The organism is Vibrio breoganii (assembly GCF_001677275.1).
GTDB classification, from domain to species: Bacteria; Pseudomonadota; Gammaproteobacteria; order Enterobacterales; family Vibrionaceae; genus Vibrio; species Vibrio breoganii.
This window is the reverse complement of record NZ_CP016177.1, coordinates 302,814-325,912: the sequence shown is the minus strand read 5'-3', so window position 1 is coordinate 325,912 and position 23,099 is coordinate 302,814. Positions and strand designations below refer to the sequence as shown.

24 protein-coding genes are annotated in these 23,099 nt (G+C 45.8%); 13 read left to right on the top strand and 11 right to left on the bottom strand.

Features of this window, described 5'->3' with window-relative positions; all coding sequences use genetic code 11:
* Positions 1 to 310 precede the first annotated feature (310 nt).
* From leuA to A6E01_RS01620, 5 genes are all read left to right on the top strand, one after another.
* Positions 311 to 1,861 carry a 2-isopropylmalate synthase gene (gene leuA / locus A6E01_RS01640; RefSeq protein ID WP_065209439.1) on the top strand — a complete coding sequence of 517 codons (1,551 nt, stop codon included), beginning with the start codon at positions 311 to 313 and terminating at the stop codon, positions 1,859 to 1,861.
* A 68-nt stretch (positions 1,862 to 1,929) separates the two neighbouring features.
* Positions 1,930 to 3,021, top strand: coding sequence for a 3-isopropylmalate dehydrogenase (gene leuB, locus A6E01_RS01635; RefSeq protein WP_065209438.1), 1,092 nt, complete (start codon positions 1,930 to 1,932; stop codon positions 3,019 to 3,021).
* A gap of 50 nt (positions 3,022 to 3,071) precedes the next feature.
* Positions 3,072 to 4,478, top strand: coding sequence for a 3-isopropylmalate dehydratase large subunit (gene leuC, locus A6E01_RS01630; RefSeq protein ID WP_017031357.1), 1,407 nt, complete (start codon positions 3,072 to 3,074; stop codon positions 4,476 to 4,478).
* A gap of 11 nt (positions 4,479 to 4,489) precedes the next feature.
* Entirely contained in the window at positions 4,490 to 5,092 is a 603-nt protein-coding gene (gene leuD, locus A6E01_RS01625; RefSeq protein ID WP_017028784.1) for a 3-isopropylmalate dehydratase small subunit, read from the top strand.
* 133 nt (positions 5,093 to 5,225) lie between these two features.
* The gene (locus A6E01_RS01620) at positions 5,226 to 6,005 is read left to right on the top strand and encodes a DUF547 domain-containing protein (RefSeq protein ID WP_065209437.1); all 780 of its coding nucleotides are present in this window, start codon (positions 5,226 to 5,228) and stop codon (positions 6,003 to 6,005) included.
* Here the strand turns inward: A6E01_RS01620 and A6E01_RS01615 are convergent.
* On the bottom strand, positions 6,002 to 6,547 hold the full coding sequence (locus A6E01_RS01615) for a DUF924 family protein (RefSeq protein WP_017031358.1): 546 nt from the start codon (positions 6,545 to 6,547) through the stop codon (positions 6,002 to 6,004). The genes A6E01_RS01620 and A6E01_RS01615 overlap by 4 nt on opposite strands.
* Positions 6,548 to 6,556: 9 nt before the next feature.
* Positions 6,557 to 7,402 carry a co-chaperone DjlA gene (djlA, locus tag A6E01_RS01610; RefSeq protein WP_017029034.1) on the bottom strand — a complete coding sequence of 282 codons (846 nt, stop codon included), beginning with the start codon at positions 7,400 to 7,402 and terminating at the stop codon, positions 6,557 to 6,559.
* Between the two features lie 150 nt (positions 7,403 to 7,552).
* Here djlA and lptD point away from each other — a divergent pair, with 150 nt between their 5' ends.
* From lptD to apaH, 6 genes are read left to right on the top strand one after another with little or no spacing between them, the layout of a single operon-like run.
* Positions 7,553 to 10,012 carry an LPS assembly protein LptD gene (lptD, locus tag A6E01_RS01605; RefSeq protein ID WP_065209436.1) on the top strand — a complete coding sequence of 820 codons (2,460 nt, stop codon included), beginning with the start codon at positions 7,553 to 7,555 and terminating at the stop codon, positions 10,010 to 10,012.
* Positions 10,013 to 10,065: 53 nt separating this feature from the next.
* On the top strand, positions 10,066 to 11,376 hold the full coding sequence (gene surA / locus A6E01_RS01600; RefSeq protein ID WP_017242766.1) for a peptidylprolyl isomerase SurA: 1,311 nt from the start codon (positions 10,066 to 10,068) through the stop codon (positions 11,374 to 11,376).
* A complete protein-coding gene (pdxA, locus tag A6E01_RS01595; RefSeq protein WP_017029037.1) occupies positions 11,366 to 12,352 on the top strand; it encodes a 4-hydroxythreonine-4-phosphate dehydrogenase PdxA in 987 nt (328 codons plus the stop codon). Before surA ends, pdxA begins: the two co-directional genes overlap by 11 nt.
* On the top strand, positions 12,349 to 13,152 hold the full coding sequence (rsmA, locus tag A6E01_RS01590; protein ID WP_017029038.1) for a 16S rRNA (adenine(1518)-N(6)/adenine(1519)-N(6))-dimethyltransferase RsmA: 804 nt from the start codon (positions 12,349 to 12,351) through the stop codon (positions 13,150 to 13,152). The genes pdxA and rsmA overlap by 4 nt, the downstream gene beginning before the upstream one ends.
* Before the next feature lie 28 nt (positions 13,153 to 13,180).
* The gene (gene apaG, locus A6E01_RS01585; RefSeq protein WP_017029039.1) at positions 13,181 to 13,561 is read left to right on the top strand and encodes a Co2+/Mg2+ efflux protein ApaG; all 381 of its coding nucleotides are present in this window, start codon (positions 13,181 to 13,183) and stop codon (positions 13,559 to 13,561) included.
* A 12-nt stretch (positions 13,562 to 13,573) separates the two neighbouring features.
* Complete coding sequence (gene apaH / locus A6E01_RS01580; RefSeq protein WP_065209435.1) at positions 13,574 to 14,377, top strand: bis(5'-nucleosyl)-tetraphosphatase (symmetrical) ApaH; 804 nt, start codon at positions 13,574 to 13,576, stop codon at positions 14,375 to 14,377.
* 23 nt (positions 14,378 to 14,400) lie between these two features.
* On the opposite strand, the gene folA is transcribed toward apaH, so the two are convergent.
* From folA to rplU, 7 genes are all read right to left on the bottom strand, one after another.
* Positions 14,401 to 14,883 carry a type 3 dihydrofolate reductase gene (folA, locus tag A6E01_RS01575; RefSeq protein ID WP_065209434.1) on the bottom strand — a complete coding sequence of 161 codons (483 nt, stop codon included), beginning with the start codon at positions 14,881 to 14,883 and terminating at the stop codon, positions 14,401 to 14,403.
* 12 nt (positions 14,884 to 14,895) lie between these two features.
* The gene (locus A6E01_RS01570) at positions 14,896 to 15,372 is read right to left on the bottom strand and encodes a threonine/serine exporter family protein (RefSeq protein ID WP_017242769.1); all 477 of its coding nucleotides are present in this window, start codon (positions 15,370 to 15,372) and stop codon (positions 14,896 to 14,898) included.
* Positions 15,369 to 16,136, bottom strand: coding sequence for a threonine/serine exporter family protein (locus tag A6E01_RS01565; protein WP_017242770.1), 768 nt, complete (start codon positions 16,134 to 16,136; stop codon positions 15,369 to 15,371). Before A6E01_RS01565 ends, A6E01_RS01570 begins: the two co-directional genes overlap by 4 nt.
* Before the next feature lie 121 nt (positions 16,137 to 16,257).
* Entirely contained in the window at positions 16,258 to 17,316 is a 1,059-nt protein-coding gene (locus tag A6E01_RS01560) for an FUSC family protein (protein WP_017029044.1), read from the bottom strand.
* Between the two features lie 112 nt (positions 17,317 to 17,428).
* Positions 17,429 to 18,595, bottom strand: coding sequence for an Obg family GTPase CgtA (gene cgtA, locus A6E01_RS01555; RefSeq protein WP_017029045.1), 1,167 nt, complete (start codon positions 18,593 to 18,595; stop codon positions 17,429 to 17,431).
* Between the two features lie 195 nt (positions 18,596 to 18,790).
* A complete protein-coding gene (gene rpmA, locus A6E01_RS01550; protein WP_017029046.1) occupies positions 18,791 to 19,048 on the bottom strand; it encodes a 50S ribosomal protein L27 in 258 nt (85 codons plus the stop codon).
* A 19-nt stretch (positions 19,049 to 19,067) separates the two neighbouring features.
* Entirely contained in the window at positions 19,068 to 19,379 is a 312-nt protein-coding gene (rplU, locus tag A6E01_RS01545) for a 50S ribosomal protein L21 (protein WP_017029047.1), read from the bottom strand.
* 268 nt (positions 19,380 to 19,647) lie between these two features.
* Between rplU and ispB the strand changes: the two genes are divergently transcribed.
* On the top strand, positions 19,648 to 20,619 hold the full coding sequence (gene ispB / locus A6E01_RS01540; RefSeq protein ID WP_017029048.1) for an octaprenyl diphosphate synthase: 972 nt from the start codon (positions 19,648 to 19,650) through the stop codon (positions 20,617 to 20,619).
* Between the two features lie 54 nt (positions 20,620 to 20,673).
* On the opposite strand, the gene A6E01_RS01535 is transcribed toward ispB, so the two are convergent.
* Entirely contained in the window at positions 20,674 to 20,856 is a 183-nt protein-coding gene (locus A6E01_RS01535) for a hypothetical protein (RefSeq protein ID WP_237334482.1), read from the bottom strand.
* Between the two features lie 124 nt (positions 20,857 to 20,980).
* On the bottom strand, positions 20,981 to 21,916 hold the full coding sequence (mdh, locus tag A6E01_RS01530) for a malate dehydrogenase (protein ID WP_017029050.1): 936 nt from the start codon (positions 21,914 to 21,916) through the stop codon (positions 20,981 to 20,983).
* A 296-nt stretch (positions 21,917 to 22,212) separates the two neighbouring features.
* Between mdh and argR the strand changes: the two genes are divergently transcribed.
* A complete protein-coding gene (argR, locus tag A6E01_RS01525; protein ID WP_017029051.1) occupies positions 22,213 to 22,683 on the top strand; it encodes a transcriptional regulator ArgR in 471 nt (156 codons plus the stop codon).
* Positions 22,684 to 23,099 lie beyond the last annotated feature (416 nt).

The window sequence follows — 23,099 nt, the reverse complement described above, 5'->3', positions numbered from 1 at the left end:
GTTAAAGATGAAATTAAGATGGCAAGTTTTACGGGTAAATCTAATTTTGAAGAAATGTTGAAGATTTATTCCACTTACCCCTTGACGCTTGCAGGCGAATTGCGGTACTAATTTGTTAACTTAATTGGTGGATTGTTTTTCTATTATGAAATTTGGTGTTTCAACTTCTCTACTGCTCCTCCTGATCGTGACTTAAACACGCGGGTTGCTAGTGGGCGAAAAACACCACCAAGATTGATAAAACCCGCAACTTGAATGCGGGTTTTTTTATGCTGAAATTTAATCACAACGCTGGAAAAAGGATGCCAACATGAGCGATAAGGTCATTGTCTTTGACACCACACTACGAGATGGCGAGCAGGCACTTTCTGCGAGCTTAACAGTCAAAGAGAAACTACAGATTGCCTATGCACTCGAGCGCTTGGGTGTGGACGTTATTGAAGCTGGCTTCCCTATTTCCTCCCCGGGTGATTTTGAGTCAGTACAAACCATTGCGAAACACATCAAAAACAGCCGTATCTGTGCACTGTCACGCGCAGTCGCTAAAGATATCGACGCGGCTGCAGAGGCGCTAAAGGTGGCGGACCAGTTCCGAATTCACACCTTTATCTCAACCTCAACCATTCATGTTCAAGACAAGCTTCGTCGTAGCTACGATGATGTTATTGAAATGGGTGTGAACGCGGTAAAACACGCACGTAAATACACCGATGATGTTGAGTTCTCTTGTGAAGACGCAGGCCGTACCCCTATCGACAATCTATGTCGTATGGTGGAGTCGGCAATCAATGCTGGTGCCAACACCATCAACATCCCGGATACTGTGGGCTACACCGTTCCTAATGAGTTTGGTAGCATCATCGAGACCCTATTTAATCGCGTTCCTAACATCGATAAAGCGATCATCTCTGTGCACTGTCATGATGACCTAGGCATGTCTGTGGCAAACTCGATTGCAGCAGTACAAGCAGGTGCTCGTCAGATCGAAGGCACCATCAACGGTATCGGCGAACGTGCGGGCAACTGTTCGTTAGAAGAGGTCGCGATGATCATCAAGACTCGCGAGAGCTTCTTAGGTGTTCAAACCAACCTTAAACACGATGAAATTCACCGTACCAGCAAGTTGGTTTCTCAGCTTTGTAACATGCCAGTTCAAGCAAACAAAGCGATTGTAGGTGCCAATGCCTTTAGCCACTCTTCAGGTATCCACCAAGATGGCATGCTAAAGAATAAGAACACCTACGAAATTATGACTCCTGAGTCTATCGGCCTTAAAAACCAAGCGCTGAACCTGACCAGTCGCTCTGGCCGTGCTGCAGTGAAGAGCCATATGGATAGCATGGGCTACAAAGAAGAAGAGTATAACCTTGATACCTTGTACGCTGATTTCTTGAAATTGGCCGACCGCAAGGGCCAGGTATTCGACTACGACCTTGAAGCGCTTATGCACTTTGCCAACCTTCGTGACGAAGATGACTTCTTCAAGCTTAACTACTTAAGCGTTCAATCTGGTAGTGTAATGGCTACCACTAGCATCAAATTGCAATGTGGCGATGAAGAAAAATGCGAAGCTGCAGTGGGCAACGGTCCTGTTGATGCTCTTTACCAATGTATTTACCGCTTAACTGGCTACGAGATTGATCTAGATAAGTTCGACCTTACAGCAAAAGGGGAAGGTGAAGACGGTCTAGGTCAGGCAGATATCATCGCCAACTACAAAGGGCGCAAATATCATGGTACAGGTCTTGCGACCGATATCGTAGAAGCATCGGGACAAGCACTTCTGCACGTAATTAATAGCATTCATCGTGCCGATCAAATCGAAGTGATGAAGCAAAAAAGAAACAAAGAAACCGTTTAATACTTTCGCCCCTTGTCCTATTCGCAAGGGGTAGCTCAAACATTTATAAATTTAAGGAAGACCATTTCATGGCAGATAAATCTTACAAGATTGCCGTTTTACCGGGCGACGGTATTGGCCCAGAAGTAATGCAACAAGCGCACAAAGTTCTTGATGCAATTGAAAGCAAGCACTCTATTAAGTTTGAGCGTAGCGAGCATGATGTAGGTGGTATTGCTATCGACAATCACGGCTCACCACTACCAGAGTCAACGCTAAACGGTTGTGAAGCTTCTGATGCTATCTTGTTTGGTTCTGTAGGCGGCCCTAAATGGGAAAACTTACCACCAAATGATCAACCAGAGCGTGGTGCCCTGCTTCCTCTGCGTAAACACTTCCAACTATTCTGTAACCTACGTCCAGCACAAATCCACAAAGGCTTAGAGGGCTTCTCTCCGCTTCGTGCAGACATCTCAGACCGTGGCTTCGATATCGTAGTGGTTCGCGAGCTAACGGGCGGTATTTACTTCGGCCAACCGAAAGGCCGTGAAGGCGAAGGCGCAAATGAGAAAGCCTTTGATACTGAGGTTTACCATCGCTATGAGATTGAGCGTATTGCTCGTATCGCGTTTGAGTCGGCTCGCCTGCGTGACAAAAACGTCTACTCCATTGATAAAGCGAACGTTTTACAAAGCTCTATTCTTTGGCGCGAAGTGGTAGAAGAAGTCGCGAAGGACTTCCCTGATGTTGAGTTAAATCACATGTACATTGATAACGCCACAATGCAACTTATCAAGGACCCATCTCAATTCGATATCATGCTGTGCTCAAACATCTTCGGCGACATCATCTCTGATGAATGCGCAATGATCACAGGCTCTATGGGCATGCTACCTTCAGCGAGTCTAAATGAAAGCAACTTTGGTCTATACGAACCAGCCGGTGGCAGTGCTCCAGACATCGCAGGCAAAAACATTGCTAACCCAGTAGCACAAATCCTATCTGCAGCGCTAATGCTACGCTACAGCCTAGGTGAAGAAGCCGCAGCAAAAGATATCGAGAATGCAGTCTCTAAAGCCCTAGCGGCCGGTGAGCTTACCGCAGATCTAGCGGGTGACAAGCCAGCGCTGACGACGTCAGAGATGGGCGATAAGATCGCTGAATACATTCGCAACTCTTAAAATGGATGAATTTCCTTCGCATTCGTTTGCGAAGGAAAAAGGAAAGAATAATGGCTAAAACCTTATACGAAAAAATCTACGATGCGCACATTGCGGTAGAAGCTGAGGGTGAAAACCCTATCTTGTACATTGACCGCCACCTAGTTCATGAAGTGACCTCACCACAAGCGTTTGATGGTCTACGTGAAAAAGGGCGTCGCGTACGTCAAACAAGCAAAACCTTTGCCACTATGGATCACAACGTATCCACCACCACCAAAGACATCAATGCCTCTGGTGAAATGGCTCGCATCCAAATGGAAACATTGTCTCGCAACTGTGCTGAGTTTGGTGTTCGCCTTTATGACTTGAACCATAAATATCAAGGCATAGTGCACGTTATGGGCCCTGAGCTAGGTATTACCCTTCCGGGCATGACCATTGTGTGTGGTGATTCTCATACCGCGACTCACGGCGCATTTGGCTCCATCGCATTTGGCATCGGTACCTCTGAAGTTGAGCACGTGCTAGCGACTCAAACCCTAAAGCAATCTCGAGCTAAAACCATGAAGATTGAAGTTAAGGGTAAGGTTGCAGAAGGCATTACCGCTAAAGATATCGTGCTTGCCATTATCGGCAAGACAACGGCTGCTGGCGGCACTGGCTATGTAGTTGAGTTCTGTGGTGAGGCGATTACCGATCTGTCTATGGAAGGCCGTATGACAGTATGTAATATGGCGATTGAGCTAGGTGCTAAAGCAGGCCTAGTCGCTCCAGATCAAACGACCTTTGATTACATTAAAGGCCGCAAGTTTGCGCCAACAGGCAGTGATTGGGATGAGGCTGTTGCCTACTGGTCTAGCCTAAAGTCTGACGATGATGCGAAGTTTGATGCAATCGTTACACTGGACGCGACAGAGATCAAACCTCAAGTAACATGGGGAACAAATCCAGGTCAGGTCATCTCAGTTGATACGCCAATTCCTAACCCAACAAGTTTCAGCGACCCTGTAGAGAAAGCCTCTGCAGAAAAAGCACTGGCTTACATGGGACTAGAAGCGGGCAAGTCGCTTTCTGATTACCCTGTTGATAAAGTATTTGTGGGCTCTTGCACCAACTCTCGAATTGAAGACATGCGCGCTGCAGCAAAAGTGGCACAAGGTCGCCAAGTTGCAAGCCACGTTCAAGCGCTTATCGTTCCTGGTTCTGAGCAAGTAAAAGCGCAAGCAGAAGCTGAAGGTCTAGATAAGATCTTTATCGAAGCGGGCTTTGAATGGCGCCTACCAGGTTGTTCGATGTGCCTTGCAATGAATAACGACCGCTTGGGTCCAAAAGAGCGTTGTGCTTCTACCAGTAACCGTAACTTTGAGGGACGCCAAGGCCGTGAAGGTCGTACGCATCTAGTTAGCCCAGCAATGGCAGCAGCGGCCGCAATCGCAGGTCATTTTGTTGATATTCGCACTTTTGAACAGCAGTAAGAGGAAATAACATGTCAGGTTTTAAACAACATACAGGCTTAGTCGTTCCTCTTGACGCTGCTAACGTGGACACGGATGCCATCATTCCAAAGCAGTTCCTACAAAAGGTAACTCGCACAGGCTTTGGCCAGCACTTGTTCCATGACTGGCGCTTCTTAGATGATGCTGGTGAGCAAGCAAACCCGGAGTTTGTAATGAATGAGCCCCGCTACAAGGGCGCAAGTATTCTGCTAGCACGCGAGAACTTTGGCTGTGGCTCATCACGTGAGCACGCACCTTGGGCGCTGGCTGACTACGGTATTCAAGTGATGATTGCACCAAGCTTTGCCGATATTTTCTATGGTAACTCCATCAACAACCAGATGGTTCCAGTGCGCTTAACCGAGCAAGAAGTCGATGAGATATTCACCTTTGTTGCAGCGAATGAAGGCGCTGAGGTGACGGTAGACTTAGAAGCAATGCTAGTGACAGCAAATGGCAAGCAGTACAGCTTTGAAATTGATGAGTTTCGTCGCCACTGCTTGCTGAATGGCTTAGATAACATTGGTTTGACGCTGCAGCACGCTGAGAAAATCACAGAATATGAGAACAAAATCCCGGCATTTATGCGTTAAGCATAATTTGTTGAAATAGAGTTCCCAATTAAAAGGTCTTGTTTATACAAGGCCTTTTTTTTTTGCCAATACCAATCACACTAAGTAAGTGATCAGAAAGTACGATGGGTATAAAATCACACTGGAGAAAGACATGTACAAAGTATGGATATTGATTCTGTCACTGCTGTCATTTGACGCCTTTAGTGCGCCAAAATCTGAACCTTGGCCATTTTGGGACAAGCATACTCAAAGCACGCAACGCATCGATCACAGCCAGTGGCAGATTCTGCTAGATGCTTATCTAGTTGAACGAGGGGAAAATACGCTGTTTCGTTATGCCTCTGTCACAGACAAAGACAAGCAAGCCCTCAAAGCCTATGTCTCATCTTTAGCCGACATCGACCCTCGTCAATATTCTCAGGCAGAGCAATACGCCTATTGGGTTAATCTTTACAATGCTTTGACTGTGGACCTCATCCTAGATAACTACCCAGTAAAATCCATCACTAAGCTCGGCGGATTATTTAGCTTTGGACCTTGGGGAGAGGAGATTATTGAGGTAGCAGGTAAGCCATTGAGTCTCAACGATATTGAACACCGAATTCTGCGACCAATCTGGCAAGACCCTCGAACTCACTACGCCGTTAATTGTGCCAGTCTAGGTTGCCCTAACCTTCAGGTGCAGGCATTTACCGCAGACAATACCGAACAACTGCTAGAACAAAGCGCACAAGCCTTTATCAACAGTGGTAAGGGGGCAAAACTAAGCAATGCCAAGCTGCAACTGTCTTCCATCTACGATTGGTTTGCGGTGGATTTTGATGGGGAACAAGGTGTACTCAGACACCTCGCAAAGTATCGCTCTGATCTCACGGGCTTTGAAGGAAAAGTGAGCTTTGATTACGATTGGAAGCTCAACAAAGCCGACTAAAAGCTTGAACCAGGCTGAGTGAGGAACTCTATTTCCTCACTACTGCTTTCTCGACCTAAAACCTTGTTTCGATGAGGGTAGCGACCAAACCGCTGTAAAATAGCGGTATGCTTGAGGTGAAACTCAACGTTTTGCTGTAAATCGCTTTGAGTAAACAGTTGTAATCCATGTTCGTGAATCAACAGAGATTCACTGTGCATATAAGGCATATAAAGAAAGCTACGCTGCTGAGGAGGGAGTTTGGCGTCAACGCCAAGGGAAACTGCCTCTTGAGCTAAGGCAAGGGCTAGAGGGTCATTTGCGAACGCCAATGGTGACTCTCTGAATAAATTACGAGAAAACTGGTCTAGTACGATAATCTCAGCCAACCTCCCTTGCGGAGATTGGCGCCAGCAGGCCAACTCGCATTCGCACGCTTTACCGTGCAACTCACCAAATCGCTGTTGAATCTGTTGATCGAGCTCAGCACTGGAGCGAAACCAATCACTTGGCTGCAGTTCATCGAACCAAAAGCTCAACACATCATCGTAATTTAGCGTCATAGAATGCCCTTATTTAAAGCCCCGTTCTTTCTTCACTACATCATAGGCATTCTGGATCTCTTGCGCCTTTTCTTTTGCTACTTCAAGCATCTCAGGCGGCAAGCCTTTTGCTGACAGCTTATCCGGGTGATGCTCATTCATTAACTTGCGATAAGCACGCTTAATTTCTTTAGGCTCAGCAGAGGCTTCTATCCCAAGGATTTCATAAGCAGCGGCAAGCTGATCTTGAGTCGTAGCTTGCTGTTGATAACCACCACCTGAGTACTGTCCGCCATAGCCACCACTTTGTTGGAAGCGATAAGCGGCTTCTTGCATCTTTAATCGGCGCTCAAGTTGCGCGGCGCTAAAGCCCAACACTTCAGCCACGATATGCAGAACATCACGCTCATTTGGATGAATACTTCCATCGGCAAAGGCGGCGGAAATCTGCAGCTCAAGGAAAAACTGCATCAGATCATGCCTGCGCCCACTCACTTCACGAACGCGACCAAGTACTTCTCGCAACGGAAAAGACGATGACTTGCCTTCACGAAATGCTTCTTGAGCAATGCGTCTCTGCTCATCATTCAGATTCATGCGTTGCATCATGACGCTTGCAAGCTGAATTTCGCTCTCGGTTACCTGACCTTTTGCTTTCGCTACATGGCCCATCACCGAAAACGCAGCTTTAAAAAACTCTATTTGCTGCGCTGGATTCACGGTTCTCTGGTATCCAGAAAAGCCACCCTGACGAGCTTGATTGATCGCTTTTGCTCGGTCAAAGCGGTGTCCAATATACAATCCGATGAATGCGCCAATAGGCCCACCAAACAGAAAACCAAAAAATGCGCCTAAAATTTTGCCAAAAAAATACATGCTTTTTTCTCAATCTACTAATTTTTATAGAGTAATGTGCTCTTTTAGTGCCTGACGCTCCAAATTCTATTATCATAAGGAACATTCGACCAAGTAAACGGTCAATTACAGTCTACGGACTTATTCATCATCAAGGAAGTTTCTAATTCGATGTCAAAATTTCCCCGCACCTGGCTCGCTCTTTCAATAACCACAGCATTGTGTGTTACAAATGCGCAGGCAGAAACTAGTGTGCAGGAGAACTCACAAGAAGATCAAGGCTCAGTTTCACAAGTTGATCTTAGCGACTCCCAAACAGAACTCACTGATAATTCAACTGCAGAACAAAATGCCGAGCCAGCCGCTGAGCTGACGGCCATCGTTTCTGCAGCCGAAGACCAGACCTTTGACCTCACCTCGCAATGTCTTATTCCGGAAAAATCCGAAGAAGAAGAGGAACTGCCCACTCACGTAGAGGCAGATTCTCTCGATGGTATCAACGGTAAAGAAGCCACTTACCGAGGCAATGTAAAGGTTACCCAGGGAACAAAACGCGTTAATGCGGATACCGTAACCCTTTATCAAGCTGAAAATACCATAGTTGCAAGAGGCAATGTGGAAATGTCTGACGGTCAAATTAAGACCGTATCAGAAACCGCAACCTCCAATTTAGACACTGATGTCACCACTCTAGAAATGGCAAACTACAACTTGCTGTGTCAGAACGGACGTGGCGACGCTAAGGTGATTCGCGTTGAAGGAAAGCTGTACTATGAGTTAGAAGATGGCTCTATCACCTCTTGTCCAGAAGATGACAATTCATGGCGCCTAGTTTCCTCATCTATCCAAATTGACCAAGAAGCAGAAGAAGCCACGCTCTATAATCCTCGATTCGAGATTCAGAATGTGCCTGTTTTCTATCTGCCTTGGCTAACCGTACCTATTGGTGACACACGTAAAACCGGTTTTCTCTACCCTACCGTGGCGTACGGGACGAGTGATGGTTTTGAACTAGACATCCCTGTGTATTGGAACCTTGCACCAAACTACGATTTAGAAACCACATTCAAATACATGTCTGAACGCGGTCTGCAGACTGATGGCACGTTTAGATATTTAAGTGGCTGGGGCCGTGGTCAAATTGAAGGTCAGTACCTAGCGGACGATCAGAAGTATCCTGAGCTTGGCGATCGCTGGGGAGTAGGCTATACCCACTACGGCGTGTTTGACCGTAACTGGAAGCTAGAAGTTGACTACGCCAAAGTCAGCGATATTTACTTCTTTAGAGATGTATCGTCTAGCATTGGTGAGCGTGAAGATGGACAACTTCTGCAACAAGGTAAGGTGTCCTATCGTAATGACCACTGGGATACGAGTCTATTGGTTCGTGACTTCCAGTTGTTATCAACGACCACTGACCTACCCTACCGTATGGTCCCACAGTTGAGTGCCAAGTATTTCTATCCTGAGCTTTTACCGTATCTTGATTTTGATATGGTCAGCCACGCAACCCACTTTGATACCGATGACGAGCGTAATGCTAAGCCAGGTCAAGCGACAAGACTGCATATAGAACCAGGTTTAACCATACCATTGCATACCACTTGGGGCAGTTGGGAAACCGAAGGGCGAGTACTGGGTACCTACTACCATCAAGACCTTGATGGTGTAGATCTCTCGCTAGAGGATACCCGAAACCTAGACTCAAATGTCGCACGTATCATTCCCGAGTTTCGAAGCACAGGTACTCTTTATCTAGAGCGCGGAACAAGCTTTATTGATGGGTATACGCAGACATTAGAGCCGAAAGTCCAATACTTGTACGTACCCTATGAAGATCAAAGCAACATCTATGATTACGATACAACGCTTATGCAAACTGACTACTACGGCTTGTTTAGAACACGTAAATACAGTGGCGTTGACAAAATAGCGGCGGCTAATCAGATCAGTTATGGCGCAACAACCCGCTTTTACGACTCTAACTACAGAGAGCGTATGAACCTCGCGTTTGGTCAGATCTACTACCTTAACACGGGTAACACGAGCGAAACCGACCCTGCTGATTCTAACTATTCAGCCTGGGCGATCGAGAGTGACTTTAACTTCAATGACTATCTCTTCTATCATGGCGGCATTCAATATGACATCAGTGATTCAGAGGTACAGTTAGCCAACAGTACTATTGAGTATCGTCAAGGCCCAGGTTATATCCAAACCAACTATCGCTATGTCACTAGAAGTTATCTAGATAAAACAGTAGGTAATTCTATCAACCTAGATTCAATCACCACCGATGGTATTTCGCAGGTCGGTTTATTAGGTGGCTACAAACTCAGTAGAAATTGGAACTTTAATGCTCAATATTTCTATGATACTACCGAAGACATTATGCTAGAGGCCCTAGCACGAGTCACCTACACCTCCGATTGTTGGTATGTGGGTATCACCTACACTGACCAACTTCGTTCTTGGCCTGGAGGGGTCGGTACTCCTACTCCTGGCCCGGAATATGAAGAGAATATTAGCTTTAATATCGGCATTATCGGATTTGGCACTAACTTTGGTACGGATTATGGTGACGGAGGTAACGCTCTAGGTTACGGTCGTCCTTTCTACCTGAATAATTAAATATCTCATTGGCAACATGCCGATGACCACAAAGAAGATGTATTGGAAAAATAATGAATAAGTTTAAACGACTCGTCACGACTATGCTCCTGATGCTACTGCCCGCTATTAGCCTAGCTGCGCCAGTAGAAATGGACAGAGTAGTTGTAATCGTTAACGATGGCGTAATCTTGCAGAGCGACATTGATAGTGCGATGAAGACACTTAAGTTCAACGCTCAAGAAAACCAACAAGCACTTCCTGAAGCGGACGTGCTTAATGAGCAAGTGATCGACAAGTTGATCATGGATGAACTGCAGTCTCAAGAAGCTGAGCGAATTGGCGTAAGAATTGACGACAATCGTCTCGATGACGCAGTGCAAAGCATTGCTGAAGGCAATAAGCAATCCCAAGCACAGTTGATTGCGAGCGTTCAAGCACAAGGCTTAACCTACACTGAGTTCCGTGAGCAAATTCGTAAAGAAGTCGCCATCTCAGAGGCACGTAATGCCTTAGTTCGTCGTCGAATTAACATCCTTCCTGCCGAGGTAGAGTCAATGGCCGGTATGTTGGCGCAGGAAACCAACAAGAGCGTTAACTATCGCGTGGGCCATATTCAGCTTAGATTCAATGATGATCAATCAAAGACTGAGGTTGAAGAACAAGCTAACGAGCTGGTTGAGCGCTTGAGCAAGGGTGAGAAGTTCTCTGAACTTGCGATCGCCTACTCTAAGGGACCTAAAGCCTTAGAAGGTGGTGACTGGGGATGGATGCGTAAAGAAGAAATGCCAACCATCTTTGCCGACCAAATCACGACCCAAGGTAAAGATGCCATCATAGGTCCATTCCGCAGTGGTATTGGTTTCCATATTTTGAAAATTGAAGATGTGCAAGGCCTTGAGACTGTTGCTGTAACTGAGGTTAATGCGCGTCATATCCTCATTAAGACCTCTGTAATCCTAAGTGATGAAGGTGCACAGAAAGAACTGTATGGCTTTATTCGCCAAATCAGAGCGGGTGAAGCAACCTTTGGTGAACTAGCACAGCAATACAGTGCAGACCCAGGCTCTGCCGCTCGTGATGGTGAGCTCGGCTACCAAACGCCTGACCTATACGTACCTGAATTCAAACACCAAGTAGAAACCTTGCCTGTGGGTCAGATTAGTGAACCATTCCAAACAGTGCATGGCTGGCACATTGTAGAGGTGATTGATCGCCGTGAAGTGGATCGCACTGATAGTGCTATGAACAATAAAGCCTACAGAATCTTGTTCAATCGTAAATTTAACGAAGAAGCCTCAGCGTGGATGCAAGAACTTAGAGCCAGTGCCTTTATCGAAATGGTACAAAGCCAAGATGACGAAGAGGTCAGCAATGAGCTGTAATCGCGTCATTATTACCGCAGGTGAGCCTGCCGGCATTGGCCCTGATTTAGTCTTATCTCTAGTGGACAGTGATTACCCACACCAGTTAGTGGTGTGCGCTGACAAAAACATGTTGCAGCAGCGTGCTCAGCATCTAGGTATAGACGTTGACTTGCTCGACTACGATGCAAAACAAGCCCCATCACCTCAACGTAAAGGAACACTGACCGTTGAACATATTCCGATGGCCAAAGAAGCCGTAATTGGTCAACTTGATGAGGCTAACGGCCACTATGTGTTAAAAACACTAGAAAGAGCCGCTCAAGGCTGTATGAATGATGAATTTGCCGCTATAGTGACCGGCCCTGTGCACAAGGGGGTAATTAACCGAGCGGGAGTGGCCTTTAGTGGACATACCGAGTTCTTCGCTGAGCAATCCAATACGCCTATGGTCGTAATGATGCTGGCAACAGAAGGGTTAAGAGTTGCACTCGTTACCACGCATATACCGTTAGCCTACGTGTCGAAAGCGGTAACTGAAGAAAGAATTGAGCAAATCATGCAGATACTGCATAAGGATATGGTCACTAAATTTGGCCTTCCTAAGCCTCGAATCTACGTTTGTGGCTTAAACCCTCATGCAGGGGAAGATGGTTGCCTAGGGCAAGAGGAAATTCAAACAATTTCCCCAACCTTAGATAAGCTTAGAGAGCAAGGCATGGACATTGTAGGTCCGTTGCCTGCTGACACCATTTTTAATCACAAGTATCTACAGGATGCTGATGTGGTTTTGGGTATGTACCACGACCAAGTGCTGCCAGTGCTAAAATACAAAGGCTTTGGTAGTTCAGTGAATATCACTTTAGGTCTACCCTTTATTAGAACCTCTGTCGACCATGGCACTGCCTTGGATTTGGCCGGCACAGGTAACGCGGATACAGGAAGTTTCCAAACTGCACTTTCCCACGCGATAGAATTAGTTGAGAAAAAACAATGAGAAATGATGTCCACTTAGGACACAAAGCGCGTAAACGTTTTGGTCAAAACTTTCTAAACGATCCGTACATCATTGACGGTATCGTATCATCCATCAATCCAAGACCAGGTCAAAACCTTGTCGAGATTGGCCCAGGCCTAGGTGCTATTACTGAGCCTGTTGGTAAGTTAGTTGATAAGCTAACTGTGATTGAGCTAGATAGAGACCTTGCAGAGCGTCTACGCAACCACCCTGACCTCAGTGAAAAATTGACCATTCACGAAGGTGATGCGATGCGTTTCGACTTTACTCAATTAGTAAAGCCAAACAATAAATTGCGCATTTTTGGTAATCTGCCATACAACATCTCTACTCCATTGATGTTCCACCTTTTTGAGTTCCATAAAGACATTGAAGATATGCACTTTATGCTGCAAAAAGAAGTGGTTAATCGCTTGGCGGCTGGGCCAGGTAGTAAAGCCTATGGCCGATTGACCGTTATGGCTCAATACTTCTGCAAGGTGATGCCCGTTTTAGAAGTGCCGCCTACCGCATTTGTTCCGCCACCAAAGGTCGACTCTGCGGTTATTCGACTGATGCCATACGAGACACTGCCATATCCAGCGAAAGACCTGAAATGGTTAGATAGAGTCTGTCGTGAAGGCTTCAATCAGCGCCGTAAGACTATTCGCAACTGCTATAAATCACTAGTTAGCGCAGAAGTGATGGAACAACTGGGGATCAACCCAGGCATGCGTCCGGAGAATTTAACTCTGGAACAATTTGTCGATATGGCTAACTGGCTTGCCGACAACCACTAGAGCGAACACGCTCTAACAAGGAGACCACATGGACGTCAGTCAACCTTGTATCAAATGTCATGTACACACCAAATACATAGCGGAACAATCGGAACCCGATAATGGCCGCTATGTATTTGCATACATGATCACCATAAAAAATCTCAGCCCTCATTCCGTACAACTTCTCTCTCGCTGCTGGTTAATTACCGATGGCAATGGCAAGCAAATCACCGTAGAAGGTGATGGTGTCGTTGGAGAGCAGCCTGTTATTGCGTCACATGACGATTACACCTATACCAGCGGTACCGCTCTAGAGACACCAGTGGGCGTCATGCAGGGGCACTATATTATGCAATCTGACGATGGTGATACCTTTAAAGCTCAGATCGCCCCTTTCAACCTTTCCGTGCCAAACGTTATCAATTAATTAGAGGTTTTCTTGTCCAACTATCTTGTTGGAGACATCCAAGGTTGTTTGGATGAACTCCTGTTACTGCTAGAAAAAGTCCACTTCGACCCACAACAAGACACACTTTGGGTTGCCGGAGACCTTGTCGCACGTGGCCCAAAATCACTAGAGACGCTGCGATTTATTCGCTCATTGGGTGATTCAGCAAAAGTGGTCTTGGGTAACCACGACTTGCACCTTATTGCCATTTCATTAGGGGTTCATAAGGCCAAGCCAAAAGACAATACCTTACCTATCTTTGATGCGGATGATTGCTCTGAGTTAATAGACTGGCTTCGTCACCAACCATTACTCGTGGAGCATCCAGAATTCGTGATGAGTCATGCTGGTATCTATCCGCTTTGGAGCCTAGATGAAGCACGTCAAGCCTCTCAAGAAGTGGAGCAGGTACTATCTGGGGATAACTGGAAAAAGCTGATTAAAAAGATGTACGGCAACTCTCCCGACATCTGGGATCCTGCTCTAGAGGGTATGCCCCGCCTAAGGTTTACCATCAATGCAATGACGCGCATGCGCTATTGCTATCATGATGGACGCTTAGATATGGACAGCAAACTGCCACCAGAAGAAGTAGACAAGAACGAATTGATACCTTGGTTTGAATTAGAACAAAGAGTGTCGCTACCAAAGAAATCCATATTTGGACACTGGGCAGCACTGATGGGCACTGATTCACACAATGTTATCGGCTTAGATACCGGCTGCGTATGGGGCAATCATATGACCATGCTTCGCTGGGAAGACAAGCGCTACTTTACGCAAGCAGCGCTGTAATATGATCTGATAGGGCTAGTTATTTAGCCCTTTTCCAACACCACAAACTGCATATCGTGGGCATTCTTCTCATCAGAGAAATATTGCTCTAAATGGATTTGTTTCCACCCCTCTCCCCAGTCAGGGAATTGGGTATCGCCGTCTACTTCAAGGTCAATGTAGGTTAAGTACAGCTTGTCTGCCATTGGCAGGCAGTGCTTATAGATAGAGCCACCACCAATAATCATCACCTCAGGCTCATCCGTAACCACCTCCAATGCTGATTCAATCGAGGTGACGGTTGTTACGCCTTCAATCGTTAGCTCGGCGTCGCGGCTGACAACAATATTGTGCCTGCCAGGCAAAGGGCGACCAATAGATTCATACGTCTTTCTCCCCATGATCACTGGCTTACCCATGGTGCACTTCTTAAACCAGGTAAAATCGGCTGGTAGGTGCCACGGCATCTGGTTGTCTTTGCCGATAATACGGTTGTTAGCCATAGCGGCAATCATGCTGACGATCATTGGGATATTCCTCTAAACAATAGGGCGACGACGATAAATAAATAAGCCAGGCATAGCGAGCCCAACTGCAAGTCCTGCAATGATAAACATTGCGGTGAGGAAATTCTCTATTAGGCCAGCAAATAATTCATGGGTATAGCCTGATTGGCTAATTTCTACCATGGCAATCATCGCATTGAAGGCATATACCCCCGGAACCATAGGAATCATTGCGGCAACGGTAAACACCTTTGGGTGTGCTAAGAATCGATGCGACCACGCGACTCCGATAAAGCCAACTATGGTAGCAGCAAACAAGGTGGCCCATTCTATAGGCATGCCAAACTGCATCATCAAATAGCGCGAACCGTGGCCAATAGCGCCGCCTAGCGCGCAATAGAACAGCGCACTCTTAGGCACATTGAAAACCAGTGCAAAGCCGACCGCAGGAATGGCGGCAAAGAACATGTCGTCAATAAGCCCCAAGAGCAAAGCAAACAAATCACTCATAGTGTCACCCCAAACATGCCTAACACACCGCTCACTGCGACAATCCCTAAACAGGTTGCCAGTGTAAGCAGACTGCCCATCACAAATCGAGCAATGCCCATATTGATATACCCTTTCAAGACATCCGCAACAGAGTTAATTAAAGGGAAGCCGGGAACCAGCATAAGAACCGACGATGCCATGACGACATTGGGGCTGTTACCAATCTCAAACACTACCGCTTGCGCTGAAATAAAGGTGGTGACGAAAGCTGTAGTCGCAAAGTTGAGTAGTGGGTTGAAGTGACGATGGCCAATCTCTTGCCTGACAATCATGCCGATAGCAGAAGCCACAAAGGTCATCGCAAATACGGCGCTATCACCTCCGGCAAGGTGACTGAACGAGGCACAAGACAAACCAATCATAAACACCACTAGCCAGCGATTGTAACGCTCCGGGGTGATTTTATTCAGCTTCTGCTGGGCGAGGTCGTAATCTAGGATGCCTTTTTCTAGCATGATGCAGATACGCTGTACTTCTGTCACCGCGCGCATATTGATTCCCCTATCGGGGCAGCGTCGTGTGGTGGTCATGCAATGCTCATGGGTAACCGTAGTCACAACCAATGAACTAGCAGAGAGTGATACTTCGACTTCATCCATACCACAGGCAAGACCAATACGCTCCATTATGCCGCCGATAAGCGCGCTTTCAGCTCCATGAGCATGCAACATCTGTCCCGCTTGAGCGATAAGGCGAGAAACAGCGCGTTGTTTAGATTCCATTCTATCTCTTTGAGGATTGTTTAAAATAAAAACAATATTCTATTGGGTTTGCATATAAAACAATACTGATAATTCAAATTTAATTGATTAAGAACAACCAAAATTGAAGACCAAAGCGAACTTATGATTTTTGTGAGAGGTTAAGGGCTAAGATCAGCAATTTCTTAAGATTTCCGAGATCTTCAATAAGCTTCAGGTTAAGCCAAACATAGCCATAGATATTGGACTTTTCACCGCCTAATTCAGCGATAATGTCTTTTAATTCACCAATAATCTCATCCGTTTCTTCAATACGAATGCTACCTCGAACCTCGCCCTTTTCGACTAGATAAGCCAGGTCTTCAAGCTCTTGCTCCACTTGCTGCTGGCATTGTTTTAGCGATTTAGACCACAGCATATTTAAATGACTTTCTCTGTCACTCCAATAGGAATGGTTAAGGAGCTCAATAGTACTCAGCAAATTGCGCAATTGAATCTGAATGGCATCGAGCAGCTGGCGCTTAAGTTTGGTTTCTTTGATCGATGGTGAAGTAAGAGTTGTAATAGTGGTCATCTCTTTCACAAGCGTATTTTGAAACGGCTCAAGATTAGGCTTTTCTATCACGTTGGGAGAATAGGAAAGATGATAAACCTTAGAAAGGGTTTTGAGAGTGTTTGCGATGCGCAGGCGCCAATGGATGAATGCACGCTGTGGATAGATAAGGCAAAACAATACCGCAATAATACAGCCTAATGTTACATCAACGCCGCGCCACATCGCCACATCTACATCGGCATTTGCAGCCCCCAAGGTGACCGCTAAGGTAATACCTATCAGTATCCCTACGTAAGGCCGCTTTCCCAGTGCAAAGTAGGCGCTCAGAAAGATGATCACCGCACACCACAAATACATTAGCGCCACAGAATACTGACTGATAGCAATGCCGATGATTCCTGATATTGCCCCAAGAGAAGTGCCGAGGACACGATGCCAAGCCCTTGGCAAAACGTTACCAAGGTAGGAGATTGGTCCTATCACTACAAATAGAGTAATGAGGATCCAAGTTCGCTCCGGAACCTCAAAATACGTCGCTGCAATTAAGGTAAGAACAAAGGCTACAGCGATGCGTACACCATGGACGATACGATAATGGGTGAAGATAAACGCATCGAGATTAGAGATTTTCTGGTTTAGGTGCATGATCTCAGATCCTTGAGATAAATTCTGTTTCGCACAGACAAAAAAAGAGCCGGGATAGTCTCCAGGCTCTTTTTATTATGTTTATTGTTCAGACTATTGTCTACAAAAGATACTAGTCACGAACGTAGATAACATGACCGTCATCTTCTTCGTCGTCATCCCAGTCATCGTCGTCTTCAGTAACAACGTTGCTGCCTGACATCGCATCTTTGTGGTAGTCATCCCACATAAAGTCGACTTTGTCTTCTTCTGAAATTTCTTCCGCTTGACGAGGAAGTGTTTCCATAAAGTCAGCAAGTTTGTAACACAGCTCTTTGGTGCCGTGTTTATTGATTGCTGAAATCTTGAAGTACTGTTCTTCCCAACCAAGCGCGTCCAAGATCTCTTGGATCGTTTCATTCGCTTCTTCTTCAGGCATAAGATCAGTCTTGTTGAATACCAACCAGCGTGGTTTATCTGCTAGCTTCTCACTGTACTGCTCAAGTTCATCAATGATGGTCAGAGCATTTTGCACAGGATCGCTTTGATCAACCGGCATGATATCGATCATATGCAGCAATACACGGCAGCGCTCTAGGTGCTTCAAGAAGCGAATACCAAGGCCAGCGCCATCTGCGGCACCCTCGATCAAACCAGGGATATCAGCAACTACAAAGCTCTTTTCTGGAACCACACTCACTACACCCAAGCTTGGGATAAGAGTCGTAAACGGGTAATCCGCTACCTTTGGTTTAGCTGCAGAAACTGAACGAATAAAGGTCGACTTACCCGCATTTGGCAGGCCAAGCATACCTACGTCAGCCAATAGCAGTAGTTCTAGGCGAAGTTCACGAACCTCTCCTTTAGTACCCATAGTCTTTTGACGAGGAGCTCGGTTCACTGATGATTTAAAACGGGTGTTGCCCAGTCCGTGCCAACCGCCTTTTGCGATCATTACTTTCTTGCCGTGCTCTGCAACTTCACCCACAACCTCATTGGTATGGATGTCTACGGCGCGCGTACCTACAGGCACCTTAAGTGTCAGGTCATTACCACGCTTACCAGTACAGTTACCGCCACGGCCATTTGCGCCACGATCTGCTGCATAAAAGCGTTGGAAACGGTAATCGATCAGCGTATTCAGGTTTTCGTCAGCTTCAAGGTAGATATCACCACCGTCACCGCCGTCACCGCCATCGGGACCACCTTTCGTTATAAACTTTTCACGCCAGAAACTAACAATGCCGTTACCGCCATCGCCTGCTTCTACCTTTACAGTTGCTTCATCTACGAATTTCATTTCTCACTCCGTATTGGTGTGAATATCTTGCTTGGATCAACTTTAGCAGATCCAACTCTTTTAGGTGCTAGGTATCTGGGTGCTAGGCCCTAGAGTATTCCCTAGGACCCAGGACCAAGAAACCGAGTACCTTTAAAATAAAAAACCCCGCCGAATCGGCAGGGCTTTTGAATTCAGCTTGAATCTAAGTATTAATTACTCAGAATCGATGCTAACGAATTTACGGTTCTTAGGACCTTTAACTTCAAATTTCACTTTACCTTCAGTAAGAGCGAAAAGAGTGTGGTCTTTACCGATACCAACGTTGTTACCAGCGTGGAATTTAGTACCACGTTGACGAACGATGATGTTACCCGCTAGAACTGATTCGCCACCAAAACGCTTAACGCCAAGACGTTTGCTTTCTGAATCGCGACCGTTACGAGTAGAACCGCCAGCTTTTTTGTGTGCCATTGTTAAACTCTCCTATAACTTAAGCGTTGATGCCAGTGATCTTCACTTCAGTGAACCACTGACGATGACCTTGTTGCTTACGAGAGTGCTTACGACGACGGAACTTAACGATTTTTACTTTATCGCCACGACCGTGCTTAACCACTTCAGCTACAACTTTGCCACCTTCAACAAGAGGTGCACCAACAGTGATTTCTTCACCGTTAGCGATCATAAGAACTGAGTCAAACTCAACAGTTGCACCAGTTTCAACGTCCAATTTCTCTAAACGAAGAGTTTGGCCTTCGCTTACACGGTGTTGTTTACCACCAGATTGGAAAACAGCGTACATATTTTACTCCGCTTTTTCCGCACAGCCTTTAACTTAAATTTGTAGTTTGGGTGTGCGCTAACTAATTCATCAATAGGGCGCAGATTCTACGTGAACGCATCACATAAAACAAGCCATATTTTAAAAAAATTGGCGAAAAGATAATCGCCACATAAAAGTGCGAGAATGATGCCTTTTACGGGTGTATTTGGCAACGTTTTTTAGTGTAAAATTCAACATTAATTATCATCCCAGCTACTCCCCGTAGCGACTCAAAACCGGAAGTACAATGGACTTTAGCGCTATTCAGGCCCTCACTGCCGACGACATGGTAAAAGTAGACCAAACAATTCACGCTCAGCTGACCTCAGAAGTCGCTCTAATCAATCAATTGGGGCACTACATTGTTAGCGGTGGTGGAAAGCGTTTACGCCCGCTTATCACGCTGCTATCGGCTCGTGCTTTGGGGTATGAAGGTGAAGGGCATATCACCGCTGCTGCGTTCATTGAATTCATTCACACAGCAACGCTGTTGCACGATGATGTGGTTGATGAATCGGATATGCGCCGAGGAAAAGAAACCGCCAACGCCGCTTTTGGTAATGCGGCCAGTGTTTTGGTGGGTGATTATATCTACACCCGCTCATTCCAAATGATGACAAGCCTAGGATCTTTGAGGATCCTCGAGTTGATGAGTGAAGCGGTCAATGTGATCGCTGAAGGTGAGGTTCAGCAATTGATGAATTGCAATGATGCTTCTACAACCGAAGAAAGCTATATGCAGGTGATCTACTCTAAAACCGCACGCCTATTTGAATCAGCTTCGCAAATTGCAGCAATATTAACGAACTCTACTCCAGAGCTAGAAACCGCGATGCAAAACTATGGCCGCCATCTAGGTACGGCGTTTCAGCTTATCGATGATGTATTGGATTACACCGCTGACGGCAAAGAGATGGGTAAAAACGTAGGGGATGACCTTGCAGAAGGAAAGCCTACCCTACCGCTTCTCTACGCCATGCAAAATGGGTCAGACGCACAGCGCGAAATGATTATTGAAGCGATTGAGCAAGCTAATGGTATGGAACGCTTGGATGAGATTATGCAGGCTATGCATGATACGGGTTCATTGGAATACACCACTAAGGTCGCTAATGACGAAGCCGACAAAGCGATTGCAGCTCTGGCTATCTTGCCTGACTCAATTGAAAAAGAGGCCCTTGAAGCCTTAGCCCATCTTGCGGTCAAACGTAACAAATAAGCTAATTACAAAAACGCCACTCAAAAGAGTGGCGTTCGTTTACCTTATTCTACCCTAATAGTATTTGTCGCACCCTGGATGCAACTGAGCGTCTTGATTCACTGAACTGGCTGGCACAGCCCACTGCTCATCGTGCAAACCTTCTACAAGCACCATCTCGTCTCTCTTATCTACGGCTAGGACGCGCCCCAGGCCTTCTGAAGACTCTACCCACATTCCCGTCGTGATCTTATCCATATCCATAGCCGTCGCCTCACTCTTGATGAATACAGGTTTTTACGCAGGTTATCTGTTACGGGATCAAAAAAGCGGATCATAAAGATCCGCTTCCAGTCATTATTACTCGGTTGTTAGAGATAGCTTATTTAGCGAACTCTTCACCCTTAGCAATATCGCCAGATAGAGTTTCAAGCATGTCATCGAGAGAAGCTCTTTCAAACTCACTTAGCACGCCGTAATCCAATACCTCTTCAATGCCTTCTGTACCCAGTTTAACTGGCTGTGCAAAGAAGCGAGTATGTTCACCACTGCCTTCGACATACGCACACTCAACCACGTTAGCTTCGCCTTGTAGAGCACGAACCAGGGACAGACCAAAGCGACATGCCGCTTGACCCATAGATAGTGTCGCACTACCGCCACCCGCTTTCGCTTCAACAACCTCTGTACCTGCGTTTTGGATACGAGTGGTCAGTGATGCTATCTCTTCGCTAGTAAATTCAACGCCTTTCACTTGAGACAATAGCGGAAGAATTGTGACGCCTGAGTGGCCACCGATAACTGGCACATCTAACTGAGTAGGATCTAGACCCTTAAGTTGGCCAACAAAGGTTTCAGATCGAATAACGTCAAGTGTTGTTACGCCGAATAAACGACGCTTGTCATAAACACCGGCTTTTTTCAGTACATCAGCAGCAATAGCAACTGTAGTGTTCACAGGGTTAGTAATGATACCCACACACGCTTTTGGACATACAACAGCAATCTTTTCCGCAAGAGACTTCACAATGCCCGCGTTCACATTAAAGAGATCCGCACGATCCATGCCGGGTTTACGAGCAACACCCGCAGAGATCAATACCACGTCAGCTCCCTCTAGAGCCGGAGTAGGATCTTGTCCTGAAAAACCAACGACTGATACTGGAGTAGGGATATGACTAAGATCCGCTGCAACACCAGGAGTAACCGGTGCAATATCGTATAGAGCGAGATCTGAGCCAGCAGGAAGATTATTTTTTAGTAGAAGTGCCAGTGCTTGTCCAATACCACCAGCAGCTCCGATAACAGCGACTTTCATTGTGTTCTCCTTGGGTAAGATAGAGGTAATTGTTGTTTTAGTTCTTATATAGCCTCGAAACTATAATATTTACTTTACCTTTACAAACACGTAACGACACCTTTGCGACCTTACTCACTCATCAAAGCGGCAATTTTAGTATTAAAAGACCCTTCTCACGTATTGGAAAAGTAAGTAACCAGTTTTCATGAGACATCTCACCCATTACTTGGGTATATTACAGTTCTGTGAGACACTAACTGACGTGAGGGTTCCCCTCATGCGACTAATAAAACCAATAATATGTGGAACAACGAATGCGAAACAGCGAAAAACAGGACCGTTTAGTCCGCGAGTTCAAATCCCTTTTAAAAGAAGAACGTTTCGGCTCGCAAAGCGAGATTGTAGAAGCACTTAAACTTGAAGGCTTTGACAACATAAACCAATCTAAGGTCTCTCGTATGCTGACCAAGTTTGGCGCTGTTCGTACACGAAACGCGAAAATGGAGATGGTTTACTGTCTGCCCGCAGAGCTTGGCGTTCCTACGGTATCGAGCTCTTTGCGTGAGTTGGTACTGGATATTGACTACAACAATGCATTAGTCGTCATTCATACAGGGCCTGCTGGTGCTCAGCTGATTGCTCGCTTACTCGACTCTCTTGGTAAGTCTGAAGGCATTCTTGGTGTTGTTGCCGGCGATGACACTATTTTCATCACCCCTACCCTTGAGATCAGCACTAAACAACTGTTCGACTCTGTTTGCGAACTCTTTGAATACGCTGGATAAAATCCTCTTTCTTACCTTCACAGCTTAGTTATTAGGCTGTGAAGTCGATCACATCTCATTAAAATTACAATTCATTAACCACTTAATAATAACTCATTGTTTTTAAAGATTATTTCACAAAATAAACACCTTTAACTCCTCATATAAGCAACCGCTTTTCTATTCTCCATCATCCTGCTCACTCTCTTTCTGCTTATTTTTTGCTATGATGCAGCCACTTTTTCAACGATTTACCCTCTGTAATTGCTGTTATGTTGAACGTTTCTTCTAAAGTCGATCTAAACTAAGAAGATTCGGTTGGATCGAATATTTAACATTACAACAAGTGCTGTTGGCTCAATTGGGATTGAAAAAGATGCCGTTTCCATACAGGAAACTTCAATAGCACATAGAAGGCTGTTGGTATGATCATGGAT

What these genes read in the sequence shown, in the direction of transcription:
- leuA (WP_065209439.1), top strand. Translation starts at nt 311, where the DNA reads ATGAGCGATAAGGTCATTGTCTTTGACACCACACTACGAGATGGCGAG.
- leuB (WP_065209438.1), top strand. Translation starts at nt 1,930, where the DNA reads ATGGCAGATAAATCTTACAAGATTGCCGTTTTACCGGGCGACGGTATT.
- leuC (WP_017031357.1), top strand. Translation starts at nt 3,072, where the DNA reads ATGGCTAAAACCTTATACGAAAAAATCTACGATGCGCACATTGCGGTA.
- leuD (WP_017028784.1), top strand. Translation starts at nt 4,490, where the DNA reads ATGTCAGGTTTTAAACAACATACAGGCTTAGTCGTTCCTCTTGACGCT.
- A6E01_RS01620 (WP_065209437.1), top strand. Translation starts at nt 5,226, where the DNA reads ATGTACAAAGTATGGATATTGATTCTGTCACTGCTGTCATTTGACGCC.
- A6E01_RS01615 (WP_017031358.1), bottom strand. Translation starts at nt 6,547, where the DNA reads ATGACGCTAAATTACGATGATGTGTTGAGCTTTTGGTTCGATGAACTG.
- djlA (WP_017029034.1), bottom strand. Translation starts at nt 7,402, where the DNA reads ATGTATTTTTTTGGCAAAATTTTAGGCGCATTTTTTGGTTTTCTGTTT.
- lptD (WP_065209436.1), top strand. Translation starts at nt 7,553, where the DNA reads ATGTCAAAATTTCCCCGCACCTGGCTCGCTCTTTCAATAACCACAGCA.
- surA (WP_017242766.1), top strand. Translation starts at nt 10,066, where the DNA reads ATGAATAAGTTTAAACGACTCGTCACGACTATGCTCCTGATGCTACTG.
- pdxA (WP_017029037.1), top strand. Translation starts at nt 11,366, where the DNA reads ATGAGCTGTAATCGCGTCATTATTACCGCAGGTGAGCCTGCCGGCATT.
- rsmA (WP_017029038.1), top strand. Translation starts at nt 12,349, where the DNA reads ATGAGAAATGATGTCCACTTAGGACACAAAGCGCGTAAACGTTTTGGT.
- apaG (WP_017029039.1), top strand. Translation starts at nt 13,181, where the DNA reads ATGGACGTCAGTCAACCTTGTATCAAATGTCATGTACACACCAAATAC.
- folA (WP_065209434.1), bottom strand. Translation starts at nt 14,883, where the DNA reads ATGATCGTCAGCATGATTGCCGCTATGGCTAACAACCGTATTATCGGC.
- A6E01_RS01570 (WP_017242769.1), bottom strand. Translation starts at nt 15,372, where the DNA reads ATGAGTGATTTGTTTGCTTTGCTCTTGGGGCTTATTGACGACATGTTC.
- A6E01_RS01565 (WP_017242770.1), bottom strand. Translation starts at nt 16,136, where the DNA reads ATGGAATCTAAACAACGCGCTGTTTCTCGCCTTATCGCTCAAGCGGGA.
- A6E01_RS01560 (WP_017029044.1), bottom strand. Translation starts at nt 17,316, where the DNA reads ATGCACCTAAACCAGAAAATCTCTAATCTCGATGCGTTTATCTTCACC.
- cgtA (WP_017029045.1), bottom strand. Translation starts at nt 18,595, where the DNA reads ATGAAATTCGTAGATGAAGCAACTGTAAAGGTAGAAGCAGGCGATGGC.
- rpmA (WP_017029046.1), bottom strand. Translation starts at nt 19,048, where the DNA reads ATGGCACACAAAAAAGCTGGCGGTTCTACTCGTAACGGTCGCGATTCA.
- rplU (WP_017029047.1), bottom strand. Translation starts at nt 19,379, where the DNA reads ATGTACGCTGTTTTCCAATCTGGTGGTAAACAACACCGTGTAAGCGAA.
- ispB (WP_017029048.1), top strand. Translation starts at nt 19,648, where the DNA reads ATGGACTTTAGCGCTATTCAGGCCCTCACTGCCGACGACATGGTAAAA.
- A6E01_RS01535 (WP_237334482.1), bottom strand. Translation starts at nt 20,856, where the DNA reads ATGGATAAGATCACGACGGGAATGTGGGTAGAGTCTTCAGAAGGCCTG.
- mdh (WP_017029050.1), bottom strand. Translation starts at nt 21,916, where the DNA reads ATGAAAGTCGCTGTTATCGGAGCTGCTGGTGGTATTGGACAAGCACTG.
- argR (WP_017029051.1), top strand. Translation starts at nt 22,213, where the DNA reads ATGCGAAACAGCGAAAAACAGGACCGTTTAGTCCGCGAGTTCAAATCC.